Raw genomic sequence first — 16,326 nt, forward strand, 5'->3', positions numbered from 1 at the left:
TATGAGTAAGAAAACAGATAGTAATTTATATACAGTACTATTCGCTATAGGAATGGTATTAGTAGTAGGTGCGTTGTTAGCTTTTACAGCGTCATCTCTTCGCCCAATGATTGATGCAAATAAACGTATCGAGAAGCAACAAAATATCTTGTATGCAATGGGTGTAAATGAAAATGATGAAACAAGTGCAACTTTTGTTTCTAAAGATAAAGTTGCAGGTGAATTCACTAAATACATCACTAAGCAATTAGTAATCGAAGGAGAGAATATCTCAGAGGATGAAAAGGCTTATTTAATTGATGTAAAGAAACAACAAGCATTAGCAAAAGAAGGAAAAACTAGAAAGTTACCTTTATTTGTTGGAGAAAAAGAGGGGAAAACTTTCTACATCGCTCCAATTAGAGGAAAAGGTCTTTGGGATGCTATTTGGGGTTATGTTGCAATGGATAAAAATATGGTAGTTCAAGGTGTTTTCTTTGATCACAAAGGAGAAACTCCTGGTTTAGGAGCTAACATAAAGCAACGTTTCTTTATGGATGACTTTACAGGAGAAGATTTAATGAGTAACGGTCAATTCAAAGGAATTGCAGTTTCTAAATCAAATGCTGATCCTAAGAATGAAGATAAAAATGATAATGAGGTAGATGCAATTGCTGGAGCAACAATTACTGGAGACGGTGTTGCTGCAATGATTAAGACAGAGTTAAAGTTGTACGTACCTTACTTTAAAACATTAAAATAATATGGGACTTTTATCAAAAAAAGACGCGAAATTAATCACGGATCCATTAGCGGATAACAATCCAATTACGATTCAAGTATTAGGTATTTGTTCTGCTTTAGCGATTACTGCAGAATTAAAGGCTTCTATAGTGATGTCTATTTCTGTATTATTTGTATTAGGAATAGGTAACGTAGTAATCTCTTTAATGAGAAATATTATTCCATCTAAAATTAGAATTATTGTACAGTTAATTGTAGTTGCAACTTTAGTAATTATTGTTGACCAGGTATTAAAAGCATTTGCATATGAACTGAGTAAAACACTATCAGTTTTTGTTGGGCTTATTATTACCAACTGTATTATTATGGGACGTTTTGAGGCATTTGCTTTAGGAAATGGTCCATGGAAATCATTCTTAGACGGAATTGGAAATGCACTAGGATACGCAGTAATCTTAATTATTGTAGGATTCTTTAGAGAGTTATTAGGTTCTGGTACTTTATTAGGAATTAAAGTATTAGGTGATCCAATTGAAAAGACAGGTTTATATGCTTTAGGATATGAGAATAACGGATTTATGTTATTATCTCCAATGGCTCTTATCGTAGTTGGTATCATTATTTGGGTACAACGTAGTAGAAACAAAGCATTAATAGAAGACTAAACGTATAGCGTTTTAATAAAATAAGATTATGGAACATATAGAATTATTTTTCAAGTCAATATTTATAGATAACATGGTATTTGCTACATTCTTAGGGATGTGTTCTTACTTAGCGGTATCTAAAAAAGTATCAACTGCAGTTGGGTTAGGAGCAGCGGTAATTTTCGTATTAGCTGTAACTGTGCCTATCAACTGGTTATTAGATCAATATTTATTAAAGCCTGGAGCTTTATCTTGGTTAGGGGCTGAATATGCAGATTACGATTTAAGTTTCTTATCATTTATCATGTTCATTGCAACAATTGCAACAATGGTACAATTAGTAGAAATTATTGTAGAGAAGTTTGCACCAGCATTATATAACTCATTAGGAATCTTCTTACCATTAATCGCAGTAAACTGTGCGATTTTAGGAGGGTCTTTATTCATGCAATCAAGAGAAATTCCAACGTTAGGTTTATCTCTTGTTTATGGAGTAGGTTCAGGAATCGGATGGTTCTTAGCAATTTTAGCGATTGCAGCTATTCGTGAGAAAATTAGATATTCTCAAGTACCAGGTCCGTTAAGAGGATTAGGAATTACATTTATCATTACAGGTTTAATGGCTATCGGATTCATGAGTTTCGGTGGTATGTTAACCGGTGGAGATGATGCAAATGAGAAGAAAGAAACTCCAAAAGCTGAAGTAAAGATTGAGAAGAAAGAAGAGGTTAAGGAGGAAGTAGAAAAATTAGCAACTAACACTAAAGAAATTACAGAGTAATGATGTTTTTAGAAGTAAGTACAGGAGGAACAGTTGCAATTACAGTAATCGCATTTTTAACAATTACCTTGTTATTAGTTGCATTATTGTTATTTGTAAAGCAAAAATTGGCTCCATCTGGGCCAGTTAAGATTACTATTAATGGAGAGAAAACTATTGAAGTTGCTTCAGGAGGAACTTTATTATCTACATTAGGTAATGAGAAAATATTTTTACCATCTGCATGTGGTGGAGGTGGTTCTTGTGTGCAATGTGAGTGTCACGTAAACTCTGGTGGAGGTGAAGCTTTACCAACTGAAACTCCTCACTTTACACGTAAAGAATTACAACATGGAATTCGTTTAGCATGTCAGGTAAAAGTAAAACAGGATATGGATATTTCTATTCCAGAAGAGATTTTTGGAATTAAGAAATGGGAAGCTGTTGTTGTAAGAAATTACAACGTAGCAACTTTTATTAAAGAATTTGTAGTTGAAATTCCAGAAGAAATGGACTACAAAGCTGGTGGATATATTCAGATAGAAATTCCACAATGTGAAATAAAGTATTCTGAAATGGATATCACTGCTCACCCAGATGATCATCCAGGAGAGCCGAATAAATTCCAAGCAGATTGGGATAAATTTGGATTATGGCCATTAGTCATGAAAAATGATGAGACAGTTGAAAGAGCTTATTCTATGGCTTCTTACCCAGCTGAAGGAAGAGAAATCATGCTAAATGTGCGTATTGCAACTCCACCATGGGATAGAGCTAAAAATGCATGGATGGATGTAAATCCAGGTGTGGCATCATCGTATATTTTCAATCAAAAACCAGGTGATAAAGTAACGATTTCAGGACCTTATGGGGAATTCTTTATCAATGAATCTGATGCTGAAATGTTATATGTAGGTGGTGGAGCAGGTATGGCGCCAATGCGTTCTCACATTTATCATTTATTTAGAACATTAAAAACTGGTAGAAAAGTAACATATTGGTATGGAGGTCGTTCTAAAGCTGAATTATTCTATATCCACTACTTTAGAGCATTAGAAAAAGATTTTCCAAACTTCAAATTCTATTTAGCCTTATCAGAGCCATTAGAGCAAGATAACTGGAAAGTGAAAAAAGATATTAATGATGAATCAGGAGATGGTTTTGTTGGATTTATTCACCAAGTTGTAATAGATCAATATTTATCTAAGCATGAAAGTCCTGAGGATTTAGAATTATATTTCTGTGGTCCACCATTAATGAACAAAGCAGTACAAAAAATGGGTGAAGATTTTGGTCTTGATGACGAAAATATCCGTTTTGACGACTTCGGAGGATAGAAAAATAAAACTTCATAAAGATAAAAAACCAGCAATTTTGCTGGTTTTTTTTATATTTAGAGTATGAGGGGGAGCTTTATAGTCATTTTTATTTTCGTTTTAATATCTGGATTTGCTCAGGATATTGATAGTGTGTTTCTTAATAAGAAAAGTGAGATTTTTTTATTGGAGAATGACGACGATAAGGTAAATGCGTTGATTAAAGCTGGAGATGAATTTATTGATCAAGACGGCATAAAAGCTGAATACTTTTATAACGAAGCCAGTTTGTTAATTGAAGATAAAAATTCTTCTAATCATGCGCGAATCTTACATCAGAAGGGAAGAATTTATAGAGCAAGAGGTGATTATAGTAGTGCACTGGATGCCTTTCTTGAATCTGAAATGATCTATAAAAACAACAATGATGCTGAACGTCTTGCTGCAGTAATGGTCGATATCGGAATCCAATATCGATACTTAAGAAAACCAGAAAAAGCAATTTCAATTTTTAATAAGACTATCGAGTTCGCAAAAAAGAATAATGATAGTGCAAACATGGGAAGATCTCATAATATGCTCGGCGGTGTGTATAGAGTTCTTAGGAAGTATGACTCTTCATTCTACTTTTACAATAAAGCACAATCTATATTTAGATATTCAAAGGATTCAATTAAGCTGAATGAAGTACAAAGTAATATGGCCATGCTATATGGTAGGCAAAAGAGATATGACAAAGCTTTGGAGATTCATTTAGGAACTTTAGAATTCTTTAAGAAACTGCAAAATGTGAACAATGTTGTAACGGGTTATAGTAATATTTCTTTTGAATATAGAATGCTCGGTGATTATAATAATGCATTAAAGTATGCTGATTCCAGTTTACAATTAGCCAAAGAAAATGGATTGAAAAGAGATGTTACCAATGCATATCGATCTAAAAGTCGTATTTATAGGGACTTGAAGAACTATAAAGAAGCCTTCAAAAGCCATACGTTTTATAAACGATATTCTGATTCTAATCTCATCGTGAAAAAAGAAAAGGAAATTCGTGATATTGAGCTTAGGAATCAATTAGAGAAAGAAAAACAAGAATTACAAATCGTTAGTGAAAAGAAGGAAATTAGAGCAAATTTATATGCAACATTGTCAATTGTAATTTTATGTTTTAGTATTATTACGGCATTACTTATCAGAAGAAATTACAAAGAAAGATCTCAAAGAATTGAAGATTCATTGGAGAAAGAAACCTTAAAAAAAGAGATACTAACTCAAAAAATTAAAGCTTCTGAAACAGAACTGAAGAATTTAATAGCGGATAATTCGATGCGTCTTGAGTTTATTACTCGTTTAACTCAGCAAATAAAGGAAGATAAAGATTCTGCTGAGGATAGAAATGTGAAGAATTATGCGAATAGATTACTTTTAAAATTGCAGCAGCAAATTGTAACAGAAAACAAATTATCGCTACTACAAGATAAAATCACCGAGGTAAATAAAAACTTCGATCAAAATATCAGCAATAAGTTTCCGAACTTGACAAAAACGGAACGTGAAATTTGCTCATTATTGAGATTAAATCTTTCGATAAAAGAAATTGCTTCTATTAGAAATTCGAGTACAGATTCAGTTAAAGCTGTTCGATATAGAATAAGAAAGAAAATGGAAGTGCCAAAAAGCCAAGAATTAGAAAAATATATCCAAACTCTTTAGCTCATTTTTACTACAACATAAGTACAACATCAAATATTTTCTTGTTTCTGTTAATTATTGCGATTTATGTCAAAACCCAGTAAAACAAAGGGTTACATAGTTTTGGTTGTTAAAAAATCACTGTTGTCACTTTTTGTTACCACGATTTTTAGTGGAGAATTTGCCTTTTGTGCTAATATTGCAGTGTAAATAGCGTAGTGATACTACTGGGTTATAATTCCCCTATATAATCCCGAAATAATCCCTAATTTCTATTTAGAATTATCCCCAATATAGTAGTATTATAAATAACCAGTATCCCCCAATACTGGTTTTTTTATGGTTGAAAAAATGCATTTCGGAAGCTAAAACCATACGCTCGTATATTTTTTTCGACCATTAATAAAGTTATTTTTTTTCTTTAAGGTGATATTAACATAATAAGGGGGAATTATGAACTGTCCAAAATGCAATTCGGGAGCTATTAGGAGAAAAAAAAGAAGTATCACAGAGAAGTTATGGTTTTTAAATAAAAAAAAATTTAAGTGCTATGACTGCAAAGAATTGTTTTTTATGAGGTGATTTTAGAATACAATGTTGTATTTAGGTAGCTATCTAATTTTGAATGTAGTACTCTAAAGAAGATAGTGTACAAAATGGAGTTGGTTTGTCAACGAATAAAAACTTCCGTATCTTTAACCTTTGTAACTTTTAAAACAGAATCTAAATAATGGATTACGGAAAAGAATTCGAAAAGTATGCTACTAAACACCATGGTATTAGTAGTACGTATTATAATAAAATCACTAGTAGTTTAACTCCATACATTATGGAAGAGCGTCAATTGAACATTACTCAAATGGACGTGTTTTCTCGTTTAATGATGGATAGAATTATCTTTTTAGGAACAGGTATTAATGATCAAGTTGCTAATGTTATTCAAGCTCAATTATTATTCTTAGAAAGTGTTGACGCTACTAAAGATATTTCGATTTATATCAACTCTCCAGGAGGAGGAGTTTATGCTGGTTTAGGTATCTACGATACGATGCAATTTATCAAGCCAGATGTAGCTACTATATGTACTGGAATAGCTGCTTCAATGGGTGCTGTATTAATGTGTGCAGGAGAAAAAGGAAAACGTTCTGCATTACCACATTCAAGAATTATGATTCACCAACCTTTAGGTGGAGCGCAAGGTCAGGCTTCTGATATGGAAATTACAGTAAAAGAGATTGGTAAGTTAAAAACTGAATTATATAACATCATTTCTAAGCACTCTGGTCAACCATTCGATAAAGTACATGCTGATTCTGATCGTGATTATTGGATGAAAGCTGACGAAGCTAAAGAATACGGAATGATAGATGAAATTTTAAGCAGAAAGTAATTTCTGTGTAAAGTGTGAAGCAAGAATTTAAAGTAGTATAGCGAAATAAAATGTCACAAGATCAAAATTTAGAATGTTCTTTTTGTGGTCGTAAAAAAGCGGAAACAAATTTATTAATTGCAGGTATGGATGCTCATATTTGTGATAAATGTATAGAGCAGGCGTACGGTATCGTACAGGAGGAGATAGCAGAAGCAAAAACAACAAGTCTTTCTAATGATTTAATTCTTAAAAAACCAGTTGAGATTAAGTCGTTTTTAGATGAGTACATTGTAGGACAAGAACAAACTAAGAAAGCAATGTCGGTGGCAGTTTATAATCACTATAAACGATTGCTACAGGCAAAAGCTCCGGTTGATGGAGTTGAGATTGAAAAATCAAATATTGTTTTAGTTGGAGAAACAGGAACAGGTAAAACATTAGTTGCAAGAACTATTGCTAGAATGTTAAATGTGCCTTTTTCAATTGTTGATGCTACTGTTTTAACACAGGCTGGTTATGTAGGAGAAGATGTAGAAAGCATTTTAAGTAGATTATTACAAGCCGCAGATTACGATGTAGAAAAAGCCGAAAGAGGAATCGTTTTTATTGACGAGATCGATAAAATAGCACGTAAAGGTGATAATCCTTCAATTACTAGAGATGTTTCAGGAGAAGGTGTTCAACAGGCTTTACTAAAGCTTTTAGAGGGAGCTATAGTTAATGTAGCACCAAAAGGAGGAAGAAAACACCCAGAACAAAAGTTTATCCAAGTAAATACGAAGGATATTTTATTTGTAGCAGGTGGTGCATTCTCTGGAATTGATAGAATTATCAGTAAGCGATTAAACATGCAAGCTGTAGGTTATAGTGCTTCTATTGATGAAGATAAAATTGATGAAGAGAACTTATTACAATACATAATTCCTTCTGATTTAAAATCTTTTGGATTAATTCCTGAAATCATTGGGCGTTTACCTGTATTAAGCTACATGAATCCTTTAGATGCAAAAACATTAAGAGCAATTCTTACTGAACCTAAAAATTCAATCATTAAACAATATACAAAGCTATTTAGCATGGACGACGTTGAGTTTTCTATGACTGAAGATGCCTTACAGTATATAGTTGATATGGCTGTAGAATATCGTTTAGGAGCAAGAGGTTTACGTTCCTTATGTGAAGCAATTTTAACAGATGCAATGTTTGAGTTACCAGGTTCTGATATTAAGGAGTTTGAAGTAACTAAAGATTATGCTGAAGAAAAGCTAACGAAGAAAGCGCTTCAAAAATTAAAAGCAGCGTCTTAAAATCGATAAAAAAATATTGAATAAACCTCGCAAAACTTATATTTGCGAGGTTTTTTATCTTTAACACATGATTACCAAACAAACCATAGATTTAGTTTTTGAAACTGCTCGTTTAGAGGAGGTGATAGGTGAGTTTGTCCAATTAAAAAAAGCAGGAAGTAATTTTAAAGGACTAAGCCCATTTACAGATGAGAAAACGCCATCTTTTATGGTTTCTCCGGTAAAGCAAATTTGGAAGGACTTTAGTACAGGAAAAGGAGGTAATGTGATTTCCTTTTTAATGGAACACGAGCATTTTTCGTATCCAGAAGCCATAAAATGGTTGGCTAAAAAGTACAACATTGAAATCGAAGAAACAGAGCAGAGTGATGAGCAGAAGCAGCAAATCAATGAAAGAGAAAGTATGTTCTTGGTTTCTAAATTTGCGAAAGACTATTTTCATGATGTTTTAATGAATACTCAAAAAGGTCGAGCTATAGGATTGTCTTACTTTAAAGAAAGAGGATTTAGAGAAGATACAATTGAAAAGTTTGATTTAGGATATTGTAAAGACGAATGGGATAATTTTACCAAAGCTGCTTTAGATAAAGGTTATGATCTTAAATATTTAAAATCTACCGGTCTTACCATTGTTAAAGAAGGAGGAGAAAAGGACAGAATATTCGATCGATTTAAAGGTCGTGTAATGTTTCCTATTCATAGTATGTCTGGGAGAATACTTGGATTTGGAGGTCGTATTTTGACCAATGATAAAAAGGCTGCTAAGTATTTAAACTCTCCTGAAAGTGATATTTACCATAAGAGTAAAATCCTTTACGGTTTATATCAAGCTAAAAAAGAAATAGCTAAACAAGACAATTGTTTTTTAGTAGAAGGATATACGGATGTAATTTCTTTTCATCAATCTGGAATTGAGAATGTTGTGGCTTCTTCAGGTACTGCATTAACTCCAGAGCAAATTCGATTGGTAAACCGATTGACAAATAATATTACGGTTCTCTTTGATGGTGATGCAGCAGGAATTAGAGCTTCTTTAAGAGGTATTGATTTAATTCTTGAACAGGGAATGAACGTTAAGGTGGTTACTTTTCCTGATGGAGAAGATCCAGATAGTTTTGCAAAATCAAATTCTGATGCAGATTTAAAGAAGTATTTAGAAGAAAAAGCACAGGATTTTATTGAGTTCAAAGTGTCTTTGTTAATGAAAGATGCTCAAAATGATCCAATTAAAAAGGCAGGATTAATCCGTGATATTGTAACGAGTATTTCTAAAATTCCGGATGGAATTCAACGCGAAGTGTATGTTCAAGAATGTGCTCGTATAATGGATATTTCTGAACGTGTAATTTTTAGTGAACTTGCACAACTAATCAACAAAGGCCAAAAAGATAGAAGTAGGAGTCAACAAACTCAAAGTTTTCAACAACCTTTAAAACCTGTAAAAGAGCCAGAAAAACCTAAAGTTGACACTTTATTTTTATTAGAAAAGGAGATCGTTCGTATTTTACTTTTATACGGAAATGAAGAGATTGAATTGGCAAATTGGGTGCATTCACAAGATAAATATGGACGACCAATTTTAGAGAAAGAAGAGTATACCAATACAGTTTCTAACGAGCTATATTTGAATTTACAAGAAGATGAAATTGAGTTTACAAACGAAACTTTTAGAGACGTTTATTTCGAAATTATCCATCAGCTGAATCAAGATGAACAAATCTCTATAGATAGGTTAATTGCTAGTGACAATACTGAAGTTTCTAGTTTGGTAACTAATATTTTAATGGATGAAGAAAAATATGAGTTGAGCGATTGGGAACGCAAAGAAGTCTTCGTGACTGATATTTCAAAAATTCTACCAAAGTTAGTTACAGATGCTATTTTAAATCTTCGAAGAGTATTAATTGAAGTAAAAATTAATGCAATTATTAAAGAAGCTCAAGAAGCTGAAGCCGAAGATCAAGCTCCTGATTTCGAAGAAGTAACAAACTACATAGAACTCAAAAAATTACTTTACGAAAAATTGAATCGAGTTATTTAGTGTTTTTTCCTTAACCAAAAAGGGGGATTTTCTTTATTTCACTTGTTTTAGTAATGAGTACTTTTCGGAGGCTTAATATTTTACATTCAAAAAACATGTGATTATTAGGCAGATAATTATTTTTTATTAACTTTAGGCCCCCAGAAGAAAAGAAACAGAAATAAAACTTGAACAAAACTATGAGAAAATTGCTTCAAATAGGTAAGCTAATTCTATTGTTTATAGAATTGCCATTTCAAATTTCGAACGGTCATAAGAAACGCGCATACCGAAAAATTAAGGAATTAATGGTATCCGCAAATTTACTTTAAACTTTTAGGGATTTCACATACAGGTATAGCCACCATTTTATGTTGGTTGATCGTGTTTAGACGCGAATAGATTTTGTACACCTCTTTTTCACGGCCTTCAAAATCGTCAACAGATTTTCCGTTGTCTTGCATTGTCATAGCCCATTCTAACTCATCATATGAAGCACCAATTTGGTCTTCATCAGTACGGCTATCTCCGAATAAGCCATCGGTAGGTTGTGCCTTTTGAATAGATTCTGGTACTTTTAAAAATTCACCTAATGCATAAACTTCAGATTTTACCAAATCTGCAATTGGACTTAAATCTACTCCACCATCTCCGTATTTAGTGAAAAAGCCAACGCCAAAATCTTCTACTTTATTTCCTGTACCTGCAACTAATAAACCATGTAATCCAGCAAAATAGTATAATGTGGTCATACGTAAACGAGCCCTAGTATTTGCTAATGATAAATCTAATTTTGGAGAAGCATCAACTTCAGGAACTACAGTTTTAAAATCTTCAAATGTAGAAGTTAAATTTACTCTTGCATCGCTAACATTAGAAAAACGCTCTTTTAATTGCGCTATATGTTCTTGAGCTCTATTAACTTGACTTTGAGCTTGGTGAATTGGCAACTCTACACATAAAGTTGGTAATCCTGTTTCAGCACATAAAGTAGAAGTAACAGCAGAATCAATTCCACCAGAAACACCAACAACAAATCCTTTAACTTTTGCGTTTACAGCATAATCTTTTAACCAATTTATAATGTGTTCAGCAACTTTTGGAGTATTCATGTTATACGATTTTAGTAAATTCGAAGTTTAATATATTTAACGTAAATATAGCTATTTCATGCGAAAGATTATATCCTTTTTACTACTGACGGTAATGGTAGTTTCTTGTAAAAAAGAAAATAAGTTACAAGTAGATGTTTCTAATATAAATGTGGATTTGAAACTGGCTCGTTTTGATGTTGATTTTTACAATTCTACTCCTCAAACTTTATCAAAAACAAAGGAGATATATCCTATGTTTTTTCCGCATAATGTTGATTCTGTTTGGATAAATAAAATCCAGAATAAAGATGAGCGTGAATTGTTCGATGAAACTCAAAAGAAATATCCTAATCTATCTTTTCTTGAAATGGAATTAGTGGATTTATTTCAGCATGTAAAATATTACAACAAGAACTTTCAAGAACCAGTTGTAATTAGTATGCTTACCAATGTAGATTATGAAAATAAAGTATTGTTTGACTCAGGATTACTATTAATTTCTTTAGACTGTTATTTAGGCGGAAAACATGAATTTTATAGTGATTTTCCAGATTATGTAAAACAAAACAATCGTAAAGAACATATTATAGTTGATGTTGCAAATTCAATTATCAACAAACAAATGCCTCCTAATAATGAACGAAGTTTTATTAATAAGATGATTTATGAAGGAAAGAAAATGTATTTGTTAGATGCCTACTTGCCTCAAGTTTCAGATGTGGAGAAAATTGGATATGATCCTGTAAAGTATAATTGGGCAGTGGAAAGTGAAGAAGATATTTGGAAATATTTCATAGAGCGAGAATTACTGTACGATACAGATTTAAAATTGAATAAAAGATTTTTAGATATAGCGCCGTTTTCAAAGTTTTATTTAGGAGAGGATAATTTATCTCCGGGACGAATTGGTGTATGGATAGGTTGGCAAATTGTTCGTTCTTTCATGCAGAATAATGACGTATCTTTGCCTGAACTTTTACAAACGGAAGAAGATATAATTTTCAAAAAATCAAAATACAAACCGAAACGATAATGGCAATAGTACATACATCTGAAATAAAATTTAAAGTAGGGTTAGACGAGAATAGAGTACCAGAAGAAATTTCATGGAATGCAGAAGATGGTGGAATACGTAATGAAGCTTCTAAAGCAATTATGTTATCTGTTTGGGATCATAAACAGAAGGATACGTTACGTATGGATTTATGGACAAAAGACATGCCTGTAGATGAAATGAAGCAGTTTTTCCATCAAACATTAGTATCTATGGCAGATACTTTTGAACGTGCTACAAACGATGATAAAATGAGTGCAACAATGCGCGATTTTTGTGATTATTTTGCTGAAAAATTAGAGTTGATTAATAAGTAAATAACTCATAACAAACATATAAGTACGGTTTTCCCATTCTTTTAATGCGGAAAACCGTACTTTTTTTATTTAAGAATGATTTATTTTTACAAAAAGTTCAATCGAGTAGTAACAATTTCATAGGTTAAGTAGTCTAATAGGAGTATGTTACGTTAAAATAAATAATATGTCATTTTTTAATTTTTTATTGGGGCAAAAAAAATCAAATGAATCATATAATACAATTGATAAAGATTTGCTGTTGAAAAAGGAACGTTTAATAAAATTTTATGATGTTTTAGGTGATTATGCTGATAAGGTACATCAGCGATGGTCTTTATCTAAAACTGAAGAAGAAAGAGGAAAATTCATTGAGATTTCATTCGGGTTGAACCGATTTTTATATGAATTAAATACAGATCTTCAGAATAAAAATTATAGCGAAGGAACTATAAAAGAGTGTGAGAACTTCGAAAAGCAATTGCAATCTTTATTTTAAAATTGAATTGTTTTTGGTTTAACTATAATCTTTGATTTGATTTAAAATCGTTTTGTAATCAACCTTATTATTTACAAAGTCAAGTTCAGATACATCGATAACTAAAATATTTAGATCTTGCTGAGTTTTAATGAAGTTGGTGTATCCATCATGAATTTTTTCTAAGTAAGCGGCTTCAATATCCTGCTCGTATTCTCTTCCGCGTTTTTGAATGTTTTTAAGCAATCTTTCCGTGTTTTGATATAAGTACACATACAAATCAGGTTTAACGATTTCTTTGTACATTAAATCAAACATTTTGCGGTATAACTTATACTCGTCATTGTGCAAGGTTACCTGAGCAAATATTAACGATTTAAAAATGTAATAATCAGAAACAATGAAGTTTTTGAATAAATCAAATTGTGCTAAATCATCAGAAAGTTGTTGGTAACGATCAGCCAAAAAACTCATTTCTAAAGGAAAAGCATAACGCTCTTCATCTTTATAAAACTTTGGTAAAAAAGGATTGTCAGCGAATCGTTCTAAAACAATTTTAGCATTAAATTCATCAGACATCATATTGGCTAGAGTTGTCTTTCCAGCTCCAATATTTCCTTCAATTGCAATGTAATTATACTTTTCTGCGATTGAAACAGGTCGAGTTAATTTTTCTTCAATTATTGAAATTTCAGAATCATCACTACAGTTTTTTAAACAAATACCAATTTGCTTTTTTTCTATAGGATGAATAAAAGTATTTGCGATTTCAGCCAAAGGAGCGAGAGCAAACTTACGTTCTAACATTCTTGGATGAGGGACAATAAGGTTTTTTGAGAAAATAATCTCATCATCAAAAAGCAAAATATCCAAATCAATCAATCGATCAGCATATTCGTTACTATCCTTGCGAACTCTTCCCAGTTCTTTTTCTATTTCTAAAAGTCTTGCGATGAGTTCTTCTGGAGGTAAGTAGGTAGATACTTTTATACAGGTATTATAAAAGTTATCACTATCAAATCCCCAAGATGCAGTTTCAAAAATAGAGGCAATACTTAAAACACTACCAACTTCTTCTGCAATAGCATCTATTGCTCTTTGTAGATTTTCAAGTTTATTTCCTTGGTTTGTTCCTAATGATAAGTATGTAATACGTTGTATTTTCAATGCAGATGAATATGAACACAAAGAAACAAAAAGCATAAAAAAAATCGTCAATTTTACTTGACGATTTTTTAATATTCTAAATATTTACAGAAGTCTTATGCTTCTTTTTTCTCTTCTCTAGGTTTTCTATCCTCTCTAGGCTTTTTGTCTTGTCTAGGTGGTCTAGGTAATAACGCTTTTCTAGAAACTTTCTCTTTACGAGTTTTAGGATCAACACCGAAGTATTTTACATCAACAATGTCTCCAATATTTACAACATCAGTTACGTTGTTCGTACGTTCCCAAGCTAATTCAGAAATATGTAATAAAACTTCATTTCCTGGAGCTTCAGTATATTCTACTACTGCACCAAAATCAAGAACTTTTACAACTTTAGTTTCGTAAACGCTACCTTTTTCTGGTTTAAAAGTAATTGCTTGAAGTCTAGTTAATACTTTGTCAATTCCTTCTTGACTAGTTCCTAAGATTTCAACAATTCCTTCTTCAGTAACTTCATCTTCATTAATTACAATTGTAGTTTCAGTTTCTTTTTGTAACTCTTGAATATGTTTACCTCCAGGTCCAATAACAGCTCCAATATATTCTCCAGCAATACGCATAGTAACCATTTTAGGAGCATGTGCTTTAACTTCTGCATTTGGAGTAGCAATTGTATCTGTTAATTTTTCTAAGATATGTAAACGTCCATCACGAGCTTGTTTTAAAGCTTTTACTAAAATCTCGTAAGAAAGACCTTTGATTTTAATATCCATTTGACAAGCAGTAATACCATCTGCCGTACCAGTTACTTTAAAGTCCATATCTCCTAAGTGATCTTCATCACCTAAAATATCAGATAAAACCGCATAACGATCACCATCAGAAATTAATCCCATAGCAATACCAGAAACTGGTTTTTTCAATTGTACACCAGCATCCATTAATGCCATTGTACCAGAACAAACAGTTGCCATAGAAGAAGAACCGTTACTTTCTAATACTTCAGACACTACACGAACAGTGTAAGGGCAATCGTCTGGCACCATTCCACTTAATGCACGTTGTGCTAAGTTTCCGTGTCCAATTTCACGACGCGAAGTACCTCTAATTGGTCTTGCTTCTCCAGTTGAGAATGGAGGGAAGTTATAATGTAAGTAGAAACGCTCTTCATCTTGAATAGTTGGAGAATCAATCATATTAGCATCTCTAGAAGTTCCTAAAGTAACTGTTGCTAATGCTTGAGTTTCCCCTCTCGTAAATATAGATGAACCGTGAGTTCTTGGTAAATAATCTACCTCACACCAAATTGGTCTAATATCTGTAGTTTTACGTCCATCTAAACGTAATCCTTCGTTTAATGTTAAATCTCTTACTGCTGCTTTATGAGCTTTACTAAAGTACTTAGAAACTAAATCTCCGATTTCTTCTAACTCTTCTTCAGTAAACATTGCTAAAACTTCTTCTTTAACTTCAGAAAAAGCTAATCCTCTTTCTTGTTTTGAAGTCCCTTTTTTAGCAATATCATAACACTTTTGGTAAGTTGCTTCGTGAATTTTAGCTGCTAATTCTTCATCTTCTGCCTCACCTTCATATTCACGAGTTTCTTTTTTACCAAATGCTTCTGCTAATTTAGTTTGAGCCTCACATTGTACTTTAATAGCTTCGTGTGCGACACGGATAGCTTCTGCCATTTCCTCTTCAGAAACCTCATCCATTTCTCCTTCTACCATTGCTACGAATTCACTAGAAGCACCAACCATTAAATCGATATCAGCTTCTTGTAATTGAGCTCTACTTGGGTTAATAATGAATTCTCCATTAACTCGTACTACACGTACTTCTGAAATTGGAGCTTCAAATGGAATATCTGATAATTGAATAGCTGTAGACGCTGCTAATCCTGCTAATGCATCTGGCATAACTTCTGGGTCATGAGACATTAATTGAATCATTACCTGAGTTTCTGCATGATAATCTTTTGGGAATAATGGACGTAAAACACGATCCACTAAACGCATTGTTAAAATTTCTTCGTTACTAGGTCTTGCTTCACGTTTCATGAAACCTCCAGGATATCTACCAGCTGCTGCAAATTTTTCTCTATAATCTACAGTTAAAGGTAAAAAATCAATTCCTGGGTTTGCAGTTCTTGCTGAAACTACAGTTGCCAATAACATTGTGTCTCCCATTCTTACAACAACAGAACCATCTGCTTGTTTTGCTAACTTTCCTGTTTCTAATGTGATAGTTCTTCCGTCTCCAAGTTCAATAACTTGGTTAAATACTTTTGGAATCATAAAATGTTTTTTTCTAATAAAAAATTACTCTTTGGTTGTTGTGTTGTGTGTGTTGTTGTTGCTTCAATGGAAGTTGCTTGTAGAATACAACTTTTGCTAAGATAATAAAAAAGAGGCTGAAAAT

General features: G+C 32.4%; 14 protein-coding genes. 11 read left to right on the plus strand and 3 right to left on the minus strand.

Features of this window, described 5'->3' with window-relative positions; genetic code table 11:
* Position 1: 1 nt before the first annotated feature.
* The 8 genes from ABNT61_RS14350 (at position 2) to dnaG (ending at position 9,858) form a co-directional block, all read left to right on the plus strand.
* On the plus strand, positions 2–742 hold the full coding sequence (locus ABNT61_RS14350) for a Na(+)-translocating NADH-quinone reductase subunit C (RefSeq protein WP_348710167.1): 741 nt from the start codon (positions 2–4) through the stop codon (positions 740–742).
* Between the two features lies 1 nt (position 743).
* Positions 744–1,388 (plus strand): NADH:ubiquinone reductase (Na(+)-transporting) subunit D, encoded by a 645-nt coding sequence (locus ABNT61_RS14355; RefSeq protein ID WP_348710166.1) that lies wholly within the window; start codon positions 744–746, stop codon positions 1,386–1,388.
* A gap of 28 nt (positions 1,389–1,416) precedes the next feature.
* The gene (nqrE, locus tag ABNT61_RS14360; RefSeq protein ID WP_348740915.1) at positions 1,417–2,151 is read left to right on the plus strand and encodes an NADH:ubiquinone reductase (Na(+)-transporting) subunit E; all 735 of its coding nucleotides are present in this window, start codon (positions 1,417–1,419) and stop codon (positions 2,149–2,151) included.
* 2 nt (positions 2,152–2,153) lie between these two features.
* Positions 2,154–3,467 (plus strand): NADH:ubiquinone reductase (Na(+)-transporting) subunit F, encoded by a 1,314-nt coding sequence (gene nqrF / locus ABNT61_RS14365; protein ID WP_348745682.1) that lies wholly within the window; start codon positions 2,154–2,156, stop codon positions 3,465–3,467.
* Between the two features lie 63 nt (positions 3,468–3,530).
* Complete coding sequence (locus ABNT61_RS14370) at positions 3,531–5,159, plus strand: tetratricopeptide repeat protein (RefSeq protein WP_348743711.1); 1,629 nt, start codon at positions 3,531–3,533, stop codon at positions 5,157–5,159.
* A gap of 709 nt (positions 5,160–5,868) precedes the next feature.
* Positions 5,869–6,528 carry an ATP-dependent Clp endopeptidase proteolytic subunit ClpP gene (gene clpP, locus ABNT61_RS14375; protein ID WP_348710160.1) on the plus strand — a complete coding sequence of 220 codons (660 nt, stop codon included), beginning with the start codon at positions 5,869–5,871 and terminating at the stop codon, positions 6,526–6,528.
* Positions 6,529–6,578: 50 nt separating this feature from the next.
* A complete protein-coding gene (gene clpX / locus ABNT61_RS14380; protein ID WP_348710159.1) occupies positions 6,579–7,817 on the plus strand; it encodes an ATP-dependent Clp protease ATP-binding subunit ClpX in 1,239 nt (412 codons plus the stop codon).
* A 67-nt stretch (positions 7,818–7,884) separates the two neighbouring features.
* Positions 7,885–9,858 carry a DNA primase gene (gene dnaG, locus ABNT61_RS14385; RefSeq protein WP_348743712.1) on the plus strand — a complete coding sequence of 658 codons (1,974 nt, stop codon included), beginning with the start codon at positions 7,885–7,887 and terminating at the stop codon, positions 9,856–9,858.
* A 302-nt stretch (positions 9,859–10,160) separates the two neighbouring features.
* On the opposite strand, the gene nadE is transcribed toward dnaG, so the two are convergent.
* Positions 10,161–10,949, minus strand: a complete 789-nt coding sequence (gene nadE, locus ABNT61_RS14390) for an NAD(+) synthase (protein ID WP_348743713.1) — start codon at positions 10,947–10,949, stop codon at positions 10,161–10,163.
* Between the two features lie 58 nt (positions 10,950–11,007).
* Here nadE and gldB point away from each other — a divergent pair, with 58 nt between their 5' ends.
* The 3 genes from gldB (at position 11,008) to ABNT61_RS14405 (ending at position 12,780) form a co-directional block, all read left to right on the plus strand.
* Positions 11,008–11,964, plus strand: coding sequence for a gliding motility lipoprotein GldB (gene gldB / locus ABNT61_RS14395; RefSeq protein WP_348743714.1), 957 nt, complete (start codon positions 11,008–11,010; stop codon positions 11,962–11,964).
* Positions 11,964–12,302: a gliding motility protein GldC gene (gldC, locus tag ABNT61_RS14400; protein WP_348710154.1), complete on the plus strand. Its 339-nt coding sequence runs from the start codon at positions 11,964–11,966 to the stop codon at positions 12,300–12,302. The genes gldB and gldC overlap by 1 nt, the downstream gene beginning before the upstream one ends.
* 166 nt (positions 12,303–12,468) lie before the next feature.
* Complete coding sequence (locus ABNT61_RS14405; RefSeq protein WP_348710152.1) at positions 12,469–12,780, plus strand: hypothetical protein; 312 nt, start codon at positions 12,469–12,471, stop codon at positions 12,778–12,780.
* Between the two features lie 18 nt (positions 12,781–12,798).
* On the opposite strand, the gene folK is transcribed toward ABNT61_RS14405, so the two are convergent.
* Both folK and ABNT61_RS14415 read right to left on the minus strand, forming a co-directional pair.
* A complete protein-coding gene (folK, locus tag ABNT61_RS14410) occupies positions 12,799–13,926 on the minus strand; it encodes a 2-amino-4-hydroxy-6-hydroxymethyldihydropteridine diphosphokinase (RefSeq protein ID WP_348745683.1) in 1,128 nt (375 codons plus the stop codon).
* A gap of 95 nt (positions 13,927–14,021) precedes the next feature.
* Positions 14,022–16,202: a polyribonucleotide nucleotidyltransferase gene (locus tag ABNT61_RS14415; RefSeq protein ID WP_348743715.1), complete on the minus strand. Its 2,181-nt coding sequence runs from the start codon at positions 16,200–16,202 to the stop codon at positions 14,022–14,024.
* Positions 16,203–16,326: the final 124 nt, after the last annotated feature.

Origin of the sequence: Tenacibaculum sp. 190524A05c, from assembly GCF_964036595.1 — a bacterium.
GTDB classification, from domain to species: Bacteria; Bacteroidota; Bacteroidia; order Flavobacteriales; family Flavobacteriaceae; genus Polaribacter; species Polaribacter platacis.

Bases quoted from the DNA above. Each gene is read 5' to 3' on its own strand.
- nqrE (WP_348740915.1), top strand. From the start codon at position 1,417: ATGGAACATATAGAATTATTTTTCAAGTCAATATTTATAGATAACATG.
- nadE (WP_348743713.1), bottom strand. From the start codon at position 10,949: ATGAATACTCCAAAAGTTGCTGAACACATTATAAATTGGTTAAAAGAT.
- dnaG (WP_348743712.1), top strand. From the start codon at position 7,885: ATGATTACCAAACAAACCATAGATTTAGTTTTTGAAACTGCTCGTTTA.
- clpX (WP_348710159.1), top strand. From the start codon at position 6,579: ATGTCACAAGATCAAAATTTAGAATGTTCTTTTTGTGGTCGTAAAAAA.
- gldB (WP_348743714.1), top strand. From the start codon at position 11,008: ATGCGAAAGATTATATCCTTTTTACTACTGACGGTAATGGTAGTTTCT.
- ABNT61_RS14355 (WP_348710166.1), top strand. From the start codon at position 744: ATGGGACTTTTATCAAAAAAAGACGCGAAATTAATCACGGATCCATTA.
- nqrF (WP_348745682.1), top strand. From the start codon at position 2,154: ATGTTTTTAGAAGTAAGTACAGGAGGAACAGTTGCAATTACAGTAATC.
- gldC (WP_348710154.1), top strand. From the start codon at position 11,964: ATGGCAATAGTACATACATCTGAAATAAAATTTAAAGTAGGGTTAGAC.
- clpP (WP_348710160.1), top strand. From the start codon at position 5,869: ATGGATTACGGAAAAGAATTCGAAAAGTATGCTACTAAACACCATGGT.
- ABNT61_RS14415 (WP_348743715.1), bottom strand. From the start codon at position 16,202: ATGATTCCAAAAGTATTTAACCAAGTTATTGAACTTGGAGACGGAAGA.
- ABNT61_RS14405 (WP_348710152.1), top strand. From the start codon at position 12,469: ATGTCATTTTTTAATTTTTTATTGGGGCAAAAAAAATCAAATGAATCA.
- ABNT61_RS14370 (WP_348743711.1), top strand. From the start codon at position 3,531: ATGAGGGGGAGCTTTATAGTCATTTTTATTTTCGTTTTAATATCTGGA.
- ABNT61_RS14350 (WP_348710167.1), top strand. From the start codon at position 2: ATGAGTAAGAAAACAGATAGTAATTTATATACAGTACTATTCGCTATA.